The 9543-nt window shown below is 68.8% G+C and carries 12 protein-coding genes and 1 tRNA gene; 9 read left to right on the top strand and 4 right to left on the bottom strand.

Annotated elements, in window-relative coordinates:
* Nucleotides 1–461, top strand: a 461-nt coding sequence (locus ABTZ43_RS15940; RefSeq protein ID WP_350539499.1) for a cation diffusion facilitator family transporter, incomplete at its 5' end; no start/stop codon positions are given.
* Between the two features lie 22 nt (nt 462–483).
* On the opposite strand, the gene ligD is transcribed toward ABTZ43_RS15940, so the two are convergent.
* Nucleotides 484–2463, bottom strand: a complete 1980-nt coding sequence (gene ligD, locus ABTZ43_RS15935) for a non-homologous end-joining DNA ligase (protein WP_350539498.1) — start codon at nt 2461–2463, stop codon at nt 484–486.
* A 58-nt stretch (nt 2464–2521) separates the two neighbouring features.
* Between ligD and ku the strand changes: the two genes are divergently transcribed.
* Entirely contained in the window at nt 2522–3376 is an 855-nt protein-coding gene (gene ku, locus ABTZ43_RS15930; protein ID WP_056420995.1) for a non-homologous end joining protein Ku, read from the top strand.
* Nucleotides 3377–3409: 33 nt separating this feature from the next.
* Here ku and ABTZ43_RS15925 read toward each other — a convergent pair whose 3' ends face one another.
* On the bottom strand, nt 3410–4180 hold the full coding sequence (locus ABTZ43_RS15925; protein WP_350539497.1) for a DedA family protein: 771 nt from the start codon (nt 4178–4180) through the stop codon (nt 3410–3412).
* Nucleotides 4181–4246: 66 nt separating this feature from the next.
* Nucleotides 4247–4328 (bottom strand) — tRNA-Leu (locus tag ABTZ43_RS15920).
* 120 nt (nt 4329–4448) lie between these two features.
* Between ABTZ43_RS15920 and ABTZ43_RS15915 the strand changes: the two genes are divergently transcribed.
* Genes ABTZ43_RS15915 through ABTZ43_RS15885 form a run of 7 tightly spaced genes read left to right on the top strand, consistent with a single transcriptional unit; the run spans nt 4449 to nt 9191 of the window.
* Entirely contained in the window at nt 4449–5642 is a 1194-nt protein-coding gene (locus ABTZ43_RS15915; RefSeq protein ID WP_350539496.1) for a TadA family conjugal transfer-associated ATPase, read from the top strand.
* Complete coding sequence (locus ABTZ43_RS15910; RefSeq protein WP_350539495.1) at nt 5639–6496, top strand: type II secretion system F family protein; 858 nt, start codon at nt 5639–5641, stop codon at nt 6494–6496. The genes ABTZ43_RS15915 and ABTZ43_RS15910 overlap by 4 nt, the downstream gene beginning before the upstream one ends.
* Nucleotides 6493–7431: a type II secretion system F family protein gene (locus ABTZ43_RS15905; RefSeq protein ID WP_350539494.1), complete on the top strand. Its 939-nt coding sequence runs from the start codon at nt 6493–6495 to the stop codon at nt 7429–7431. Before ABTZ43_RS15910 ends, ABTZ43_RS15905 begins: the two co-directional genes overlap by 4 nt.
* 22 nt (nt 7432–7453) lie before the next feature.
* Nucleotides 7454–7945, top strand: coding sequence for a hypothetical protein (locus ABTZ43_RS15900; RefSeq protein WP_350539500.1), 492 nt, complete (start codon nt 7454–7456; stop codon nt 7943–7945).
* A 1-nt stretch (nt 7946) separates the two neighbouring features.
* Nucleotides 7947–8360 carry a TadE/TadG family type IV pilus assembly protein gene (locus ABTZ43_RS15895; protein ID WP_350539493.1) on the top strand — a complete coding sequence of 138 codons (414 nt, stop codon included), beginning with the start codon at nt 7947–7949 and terminating at the stop codon, nt 8358–8360.
* Nucleotides 8350–8784, top strand: coding sequence for a TadE family protein (locus ABTZ43_RS15890; RefSeq protein ID WP_350539492.1), 435 nt, complete (start codon nt 8350–8352; stop codon nt 8782–8784). Before ABTZ43_RS15895 ends, ABTZ43_RS15890 begins: the two co-directional genes overlap by 11 nt.
* The gene (locus ABTZ43_RS15885) at nt 8781–9191 is read left to right on the top strand and encodes a pilus assembly protein TadG-related protein (RefSeq protein WP_149424204.1); all 411 of its coding nucleotides are present in this window, start codon (nt 8781–8783) and stop codon (nt 9189–9191) included. Before ABTZ43_RS15890 ends, ABTZ43_RS15885 begins: the two co-directional genes overlap by 4 nt.
* Before the next feature lie 2 nt (nt 9192–9193).
* Here ABTZ43_RS15885 and ABTZ43_RS15880 read toward each other — a convergent pair.
* Nucleotides 9194–9543 (bottom strand): NUDIX domain-containing protein (locus ABTZ43_RS15880; protein WP_350539491.1); only part of this gene is annotated, 350 nt, incomplete at its 5' end.

Here is a 9543-nt window from a genome sequence, read left to right as displayed (position 1 = left end):
GCGGCGCCTATCTCGAGGTGATGGGCGATCTGATCGGCTCGGCGATGGTGATCATCGCCGCGATCGTCATCGTCACGACCGGCTGGATGCCCGCCGATGCGATCGCCTCGATCATGATCGCCGTGCTGATCATCCCGCGGGCCATCGCGCTGCTGCGCGAAGTGTTCTCGGTTCTGTCCGAGTCGGCACCGAAGGGCACCGCGGTGAGCGAGATCCGACAGCACCTGCTCGACTACGACGGCGTCGTGGGAGTCCACGATGTGCACGTGTGGCAGTTGACCCGGGGTGCCCCGGTCTTCAGCGCTCATGTCAGCGTCGACCCTGCGCTGCTCGCGGGCGGAAAGTCGGCGAAGCTTCTGAGCGACCTGCAGTCGTGCCTCGCGCATCATTTCGACGTCGAGCATTCGACCTTCCAGATCGAGCCGGCCGAGCAGTCGGACTGCGAACCGCACCACGCCTGACGACTCTGCTCTCGACGACGACTCAGCTCTCGACGATGACCTCGGCGGGGGACTTGTCGGGACGCAGCCCGCGCCAGCGGGAGTGACGGAGCACTCCGTCGGGCGTCCAGTTCGCGAACTCGACCTCGCCGACCACCTCGGGCTCCACCCACAGCGCGTCGGACGCGTCGAGCGCGGGCACACCGTCGAGTGGTGCCGCATCGATGCGCAGCGGCGTGAGACGCGCGAGGATGTCTCGCAGCATCCGGTCGCTGAAGCCGGTGCCCACGCGCCCGACGTAGCGGAGGTCGCCGGCGTCGGGCACGGCGAGCAGCAGGGATCCGAAGGTCCCCTCGCGGTCACCCTTGCCGGGGCGGATGCCGACGATCACGACCTCCTGCGTCCTGGTGTGCTTGAGCTTGAGCCAGGCGGGGGAGCGCTGCCCCGGTCGGTACCGGGAGGAGGGATCCTTCACGACGACGCCCTCCAGACCGAATTCTGCGCTGGCCGCCAGCGCGGCATCGACGTCGTCGAACACCGGCGGCACCTGCACGGGAGCATCGAGGTCGGCGATCACGTCGTCGAGCAGGGTGCGCCGCTGGGAAAGAGGCATCGCGCTGAGGTCATGCCCGTCGAGACGGAGCAGGTCGAAGACCATGAACACGATCGGTGTGCGCACCACTTCTCGCTCGATCTCCCGGGGACGGGTGAGGTGCATCCGGTTCTGCAGGAGAGAGAAGCTGGGGCGGCCCTGCCGATCGAACGCGACGATCTCGCCGTCGACGATCGCGTCGCCGACGGGGAGAAAGGGTGCGCCGTCGGCGGTGAGCTCGGGGTATCGGGCGGTGATGTCGGTGCCGCTGCGGGCATGCAGCAGCATCCGTCCGTCGGCCCACGTGCCGATCGCCCGGATGCCGTCCCACTTCACCTCCACCCAGGAGGGTGAGCTGAGGCCGCGGGCGATCGCCGGTGTGCCGTTCTCCGCGAGCATCGGGGACACCGAGGCCGGAGCAGCGGATGCCGGCGCGCTCGCGGCCCCGGAGAGCCTCGGGCGGTGACGGGCAGGAGCCACGCGCTCGGCGGCGTCGGCCCGATCGGATGCTGGTCTGTCCGCGGCCGAGACTCCGGAGGCCGGATCCGGGCGCAGTGCGGCGATCGGATCGAGGCCCGACTCCGCCCGCTCCATCACCGTCGCGAAGTCGAGCTGTGCCAGGTCGGGGTCTTCGAGCTCGTCCCAGGTGCGGGGCGCGGCCACCCACGGCTGTGCCCGCCCACGCATCGAATACGGCGAGATGGTGGTCTTCTTGCCGTTGTTCTGACTCCAGTCGAGGAACACCTTGCCGCCTCGGGCGGCCTTGGCCATGGTGCTGGTGGCGAGATCGGGGTGCTCGGTCTCGATGAGGCGGGCGATCTCCTTGACGACGGAGGAGATCTCGTCGCTGGTCTGCTGCCCGGGCAGCGCGGCGTACAGATGGATGCCCTTGCTGCCGCTGGTGACGGGCAGAGGATCGAGTCCGATGTCGGCGAGCAGTGCGCGGGCGATGCGGGCCACCTCGGCGCACTGGGCCAGCCCGACGCCAGGGCCGGGGTCGAGGTCGAGAACGAGGCGGTTGGGGTTGCCGGGCGCACCGTCAGCCGCGAAGCGCCACTGCGGGACGTGCAGTTCGATCGCGGCGACCTGCGCGAGCCAGACGAGGGTCGGCACGTCGTCGACGAGCGGATATTCCTTGGGCCCGTCGGAATGCTGGATCGCATGGCGGGGGATCCAGCTCGGAGCACCCGGTTCGAGCTGTTTCGTGAAGAACGCGTCGGCGGGAGCATCCGCGGCTCCGACGCCCTCGACCCAGCGCTTGCGCGTGACCGGACGACCCTCGAGCAGCGGGAGCAGGTGCGGCGCGATCGCCGTGTAGTAGGCGATGATCTCACCCTTGGTGGTGCCGGTCTCGGGATACACGACCTTGTCGAGGTTGGTGACGCGCAGTCGACGCCCGTCGATCTGCACGTTCTGCGCCTCCGTGACCATGACGCCAGCGTAGTCAAGCCTCTGGCCTCCACGGCCGCCGCTGGTGTTCACTGGTGCCATGAGAACGATCTGGAAGGGTGCGCTCACCTTCGGCCTCGTCAACGTGCCGGTCAAGGTGTACTCCGCCACGGAGGACCATGACGTGCCGCTGCATCAGGTGCACGAGAAGGACGGCGGTCGCATCCGCTACCAGCGCACCTGCGAGGTGTGCGGGGAGACCGTCGCCTACGCCGACATCGACCGCGCCTACGTCGAGGAGGGACAGACCGTCGTTCTCACGAAGGAGGATCTCGCCGCGCTGCCGTCCGAGAAGAGCCGGGAGATCGACGTCGTCGAGTTCGTGCCCTCCGAGCAGGTCGACCTGCTGACGCTCGACAAGCCCTACTACCTGGAGCCCGACTCGACGTCGCCCAAGTCCTACGTGCTGCTGCGCAAGACGCTCGAGCAGACCGACCGCACCGCGATCGTGCGGTTCACGCTGCGACAGAAGACGCGGCTCGCCGCACTCCGCGTTCGGGGCAAGGTGCTGGTGCTGCAGACGCTGCTGTGGGCCGACGAGGTGCGCGAAGCGGAATTCCCGTCGCTGGACGAGGATGTGCGCATCTCGAAGAAGGAGCTCGAGCTCTCGGCATCTCTCGTCGACAGCTACTCGGCCGACTTCGACCCCGCCTCGTTCGTCGACGAGTACCAGCAGGAGCTGCGCACCCTGATCGACGCCAAGATCGAGGCCGGCGACACTTTCGACGTGTCGGAGACGTTCGGCGAGACCGAGGGCGACGCCAAGAGCGGAGAGGTCATCGACCTCATGGAGGCCCTGCGCGCGAGCGTCGCGCGGACGAAGGCCGCTCGGTCGGAACCCGCCGAGAAGACCAGCACGACGAAGAAGGCCCCGAGCAAGAAGAAGGCGGGCTGAATCCTCAGCCCGCCTTCTGTCAGCTGACGCTGATCAGTGCTTCCCGTCGCCGTCGAGGTCGGGAGCCCGGTCGAAGACCTCGGCGTCGAGCGTGAGCTCCTGGGCTTCGACGGCGTCGGTCTCGCCGTGGCCGGCCTCGCGCTCCTTCTTCGCCTTGTGCCGCTCGGACAGGTAGTGCCAGAGCGTGACCAGCGCGGTGCCGCCGACGGCTGCGAGGAGGATCAGATCGATGTAGCTCTCGACGAACTCGGCGACCGGGGGGATGAAGCCGATCGCGTATCCGAACATCGTGAGACCGAAGCCCCAGAGGATCGCGCCGATGAGGTTGTAGAGGGTGTAGCGGCGCCACGGCATGTGACCGACGCCGGCCGCGACCGGTGCGAAGGTGCGCACGATCGGCACGAAGCGGGCGAGGATGACGGTGATGCCGCCGAACCGCTCGAAGAAGGCGTTGGTGCGCTCGACGTTCTTCTTGCTGAAGAGGCCCGATTCCTTGCGTTCGAAGACCGCAGGCCCGCCCTTGTGACCGATCAGGTAGCCGACTTCACCGCCGACGAACGCCGACAGTCCGATGAGCAGCGCGACGATCCACACGTTGAGGCCGAAGACTCCGTGCTCGGAGCCGGCGATCGGGTGCGACAGCAGCCCGGAGATCACCAGCAGCGTGTCACCCGGCAGCAGGAACCCGATGAGCAGGCCCGTCTCGGCGAAGACGATGAAGCACACCACCAGCAGAGCCCACGGGCCGGCCGAGCCGATGATCGTGGCGGGGTCGAGCCAGGGGATGAGAGCGGCGTGATGCATGGATTTCCCGTCGTAGTGCGCTGCGCGGCGGTCACGTCGTCGGCCGCACGGCATGCGACTGATCGGTGCGGAAGGTGGGACTTGAACCCACACGCCCTGGGGCACAGGAACCTAAATCCTGCGTGTCTGCCAATTCCACCACTCCCGCGCGGTGGAATCAGTCTACTGATCGGGGCATCCGCCGATGCTGGGGATCCGCCCGCAGGTGCGCTGCTGTGGTTGTGGATAACTCAGACGGCCCGAGGCGGATCCTTGCGAGGATGCTCGGGTGATCCAGCCGACCGTCCTCGTCTCCGAACGCGTCCGGCAGCGCCTTCGCGCTGAGGGCACCGATCCGACACTCGATGCCGAGACGGCGCACGGCATCGCGCTCGCCGAGGTGCGGCGGTTCAATGACGCGGCCCTCGCCCGTGGCGGGACCCTGATCGATGACGAGGCGGCGTGCGTGCGCGACGTGCTCGCCGCGGTGAACGGGTTCGGAGCGCTGCAGCCGCTGCTCGACGACCCCGAGATCGAGGAGGTCTGGCTCAACGGACCCGGCAGCGTGCACGTGGCACGACGAGGGGTGGCCCAGCGCGTCGACCTGCACCTCACCGAGTCCCAGGTGCGCGATCTCGTCGAGCGGATGCTGCAGTCCACGGGCCGTCGCGTCGACATCAGCCAGCCGTTCGTGGACGCCTCACTGCCCGATGGGTCACGGCTGCACGTCGCGATCGCCGACGTCGTGCGGGGCTCGTGGTCGGTGAACATCAGAAAGTTCCTGCCGCGATACCGCACGCTCGATGCTCTCGTCTCCGACGGTGCTCTGACCGCCGATCTCGCCGACTTCCTCGGTACGTCGATGCGCGCAGGTAAGACGGTCATCGTCTCTGGAGCGACTCACGCCGGCAAGACGACGGTCCTCGGTGCGCTGCTCGCGTCCTGCGTCGAGGTGCAGCGCGTGATCACTGTGGAGGAGACGTTCGAGCTCGCGGTCGCTGGCCCGGATGTCGTGGCGCTGCAGAGTCGGCAGGCGAGTCTCGAGGGAACGGGGGAGATCTCGTTGCGCAGACTCGTGAAGGAGGCACTTCGGATGCGTCCGGATCGTCTCGTCGTCGGCGAAGTCAGGGATGCCGAGGCTCTCGATCTCGTGCTCGCCCTGAACACGGGTGTGCCGGGCGCCGCCACGGTGCACGCGAATTCCGCCAGAGACGCTCTCGAGAAGCTCACGCTGCTGCCGCTGCTCGCCGGGCGGAACATCGAGCGCTCGTTCCTCGTCGCCGCGTTGGCCGGATCAGTCGACCTCGTCGTGCACTGCGAGCGCGACGGCTCGGGAGTGCGTCGCGTGCGGGAGGTCCTCGCCCTCACCGGAGAGGTGGTCGACGGGCAGATCGTCGTGCGATCGGTCTACGGGGGAGCGGATGGGGCTCGGACCGCGACGTGGCGGCGAGCCGACCTGCGGCGGGTCGGTGGTGAACGGTGACGGTGCTGCTGGGCGCTCTGCTCGCTGCAGGAATCCTGTTGTGCCTCTCGCCGTGGTTCTGGCCGCCGCGCGAACCGGATGAGGTGGGGCGGCGAGGCGGTCGCTCACTCCGCCTGCTCGAGGAGGCGGGTCTGGGCGGAACCACGGCCCGCGCGTTGCTGGCGGTCTCCGCGCTCATCGCACTCGCCGCCGCATCCGCGGCATGGCTGGCGACGGCGATACCGGTTCTGGCAGTTCTCGCAGGCCTGACAGGGGCGCTGGCGCCGATCGTCTTCCTCAGGTCGCGGAGGATGCGGTTGCGCAGGTTGCGGCGGCAGCTCTGGCCAGACGTCTGCGATCTGCTGATCGCATCGATCCGGGTCGGGCTACCGCTGCCGGACGCGGTCGCGGGGCTTGCGGAGTCGGCGCCGGTGACGATGAGGCCGGCCTTCGCCGTGTTCGCGAGGGATATGCGGGCGACCGGGCGTTTCGACACCAGCCTCGATCGCCTGAAGAGCGCGTTGGCGGATCCGATCGCGGATCGCATCATCGAGACTCTGCGCATGGCGAGGCAGGTGGGAGGCACCGAGCTCGGCGGGGTGCTGCGTTCGCTCTCGTCATCGGTACGGGTGGATGCGGCACTGCGCGGCGAAGTCGAAGCACGGCAGTCGTGGATTCGTGGGGCCGCCGTGCTCGGAACCGTGGCGCCATGGGTGATCCTCGCGCTGCTGGTGCTGCGGCCTGAGGGTGCGGCTGCGTACGCCACCACCGAGGGCATGATCGTGATCTGTCTCGGGGCGGCCGTGTCGGCGATCGCCTTCCGCATCATGATCAGAATCGGTCGGTTGCCCGAGTCGAGGCGGTGGTTCGGATGAGTGCGCTCTCCGCTCTCGCGGTCGCCGTCCTCGGCGGCGGTGTCCTCGCCACGGGGGTGCTGTGCGTGCTCGCAGCGGTGCCGCGATGGTCGGCATCGCCGCTCACGCTGCGCATCGCGCCCTACGTGCGCGATGTCGTCGCGGATGACGATCTGCCCGCGATCGTCCTCCCCCGGGTCGGGGTGCTGCCGGCGAGTGACCGCCGAGTCTGGATCCGCGCGCTGACGACGTTCGAGCGGATGCTCGGCGGGACCGATGCGCTGCGGCGTCGGCTCGTTCAGGCCGGGTTGACGCTGGAACCCGTGACCTTTCGAGGGCGACAGCTCGGCTGGATCCTCGCGGGCCTCGCCGTGGGTGCGGTCTGCCTGATCGCGGTCGCCCTGTCCGCTCGCATGAGTCCTCCACTCGTGGTGCTGCCCGCACTCACCGCGGCGGCTGGCGGGATCGGCTGCGACGTGCTGCTCAGCGCGCGGGTGACCGCGCGGCGCGCTCGGCTCACCGACGAGCTGCCGACCGTGTTGGAGTTCCTCGCCCTGTGTCTCGCGGCAGGGGAGGGGCTTCTGGACTCGGTGCGGCGGGTCGCGGCGATCGGCTCCGGGGAGCTCCCTGCGGAACTGCGCCGTGTGGTGCTTGCGGTGGGGACGGGATCGCCACTCGCCGATGCACTGGTGGAGATGGGCGCGCGCGTGCAGATGCCGGCGCTCACTCGGGCGATCGATCAGGTCGTCGCCGCCCTCGAACACGGCGCGCCTCTCTCGGCGGTGCTGCACGCTCAGGCCGGGGACGCCCGAGGCGATGCGAAACGAGTGCTCATCGAGCAAGCGGGTCGTAAAGAGATTCTGATGCTCCTGCCGCTGGTGTTCCTGATCCTGCCGCTCTCCGTGCTCTTCGCGATCTACCCGGGACTCTTCATCCTCCGGCTCGGCATCGGCTGAGCGCACACGACGAAAGGACGTCATGAACATCACACGAGACGAATCAGGCATCGCAGATGCCGCATCGCCGATGCTGCTGAAGGACGAGCGGGGGGACGTGCCGGGGTGGGTGCTGGTTCCATTCCACCTATGTCAGAACCAGAGTCGCCTCTTTGGAGGTGCAAGCGTCTCTGCTACCGTGCAATTGAGCCCGCCCAAGGCGCATCTACCCGGTAAGGGTGCGCCCAACCCGCAGCCTGTCGAGGGTGGTCGCCCGTTCGAGTCGGGCCGGGTCCGGGAGGCGCACGGTGCTGCGGGTGCTGTCGGCGTTTCCGCCTCTGATCGAGTTCGCGCCTGCGGGCGCCGTGCTGCCGATCGGAGTCGTGATCTCTTCGACGACGAGCGCGGGGACGTGCCGGGTTGGGTGCTGGTCACCTTGATGACCGCCGGTCTGGTGGTTCTGATCTGGGCGGTCGCCGGGCCGGCACTCAGCGCACTCTTCGAGCAGGCGATCCAGAGGGTCTCGGGGATCTGAGATGGTCCAGGTGCCTGGCACACCGCGCCGCACCGGGGATGACAGGGGCTCGAGTCCCGTCGAGTTCGTGCTGGTGGGCACACTTCTCACCGCGCTGACGCTCGCTGTGCTGCAGCTGGCGCTCGCCGTGTACGTCCGCAACGTGGTGCACGACGCTGCGGTCGAAGGCGCCTACTACGCCGCCCTCGCCGATACGACCCTGGAGGACGGTGCGCAACGCGCACGCGACGGCATCGCCCGAGCGGTCGGCGATGGATACGCCGGTGAGGTGACCGTCGAGCGTTCCACCGCGCACGGGTACCCGACGGTCGATCTGCGGATCCGTACGACCCTGCCCGTCATCGGTCTCCTCGGCATCCCGCTGGCTCTGGAGGTGGAATCCCATGCGCCGGAGGAGTCGTTCGATGAGCGATGACGACGGCTCGGCAGCACTGGAGTTCATCACGGTCGGGGTGCTCCTCCTCGTGCCGCTCGTGTACCTGATCCTCGCGCTCGGGGCCATCCAGGAGCAGTCGATGGGGGCCGAGGCGGCCGCGCGACATACGGCTCGGATCATCGCGGACGCGCCCGACGCGTCGGCGGCCGGGGCGCGAGGCGATCAGGCGATCGCGAACATCTCGGCCCAGTACGGCATGGCTGCGGATGCGATCTCGGTGGCGATGACGTGCGACCCGGAGGGCGTCGCATGCCCCTCGGCGGGAGCGACGATCACCGTCACCGTCGTGACCGAGGTGAGGCTGCCGCTGGTGCCGGAGGTTCTCGGTCTTCACGAGGCGGCGTCCGTGCGGGTGGAAGGCGTCGCGGTGCAGAAGCTCTCGCGGCTGTGGGGTGCCGGGTGATCCGCACCCGCGAGGACGGCAGCGTACTTCTGCTCACTCTCGGGTACGCGTTGCTCGCCCTCGCTCTCATCTTCGCCACGGTCTGCGCCACCGATCTCTACCTCGCGCAGAAGCGCCTCGATGCGCTCGCGGACTCCGCCGCGCTCGCCGGAGCCGATGGCTTCACCCTGGTCGTCCAGGGCGAGAGCGCACAAGCGGTGCTCACAGACGAGGGCGTCCGCGAGCAGGTCGACGCGCTGCTGTCCGCGATGCCCGGAGGTGCGGTGCGGGAATCCGCGACGACACCGGACGGCATCTCAGCGCGCGTGACGATCACGATCGACTGGCATCCACCGCTCATCTCCGCCTTCGTCCCCGACGGCGTGCGCCTGGAATCGACGGGCACGAGCCGGACGGCGCTGCGCTGACCTCAGCCAGCCAGGCGATCGCGCAGGCGGAGCACGCGCTGCTCGAAACCGTGCGGAACGTCGGCCGGCAGTGCGTCCAGCGCCCACCACCGCACATCCTCGGACTCGTCGCTCAGCCGGAGCGGCGCGCCATCCGGCACCACGACGGCGACGCCGATGTCGAGATGCGAGGCGCAACGACCGAACGCCGACGACAGCGCGTGGTGGTCGAGGTCGTAGACGAACCGATCACCGAGCGGAGCAGGGTCGGCCCCCGTCTCCTCCCGCAGCTCGCGCAGCGCGGCATCCGTGATCGATGCGTCGCCTCGCTCGAGATGGCCGCCGGGCTGCACCCAGAACCGCCCCTTGCGGT

Source organism: Microbacterium sp. NPDC097977 (assembly GCF_040302605.1).
Classification (GTDB): Bacteria; Actinomycetota; Actinomycetes; order Actinomycetales; family Microbacteriaceae; genus Microbacterium.
Note: the sequence above shows the minus strand (reverse complement) of the source record. Positions and strands in the feature narration are given on the sequence as shown.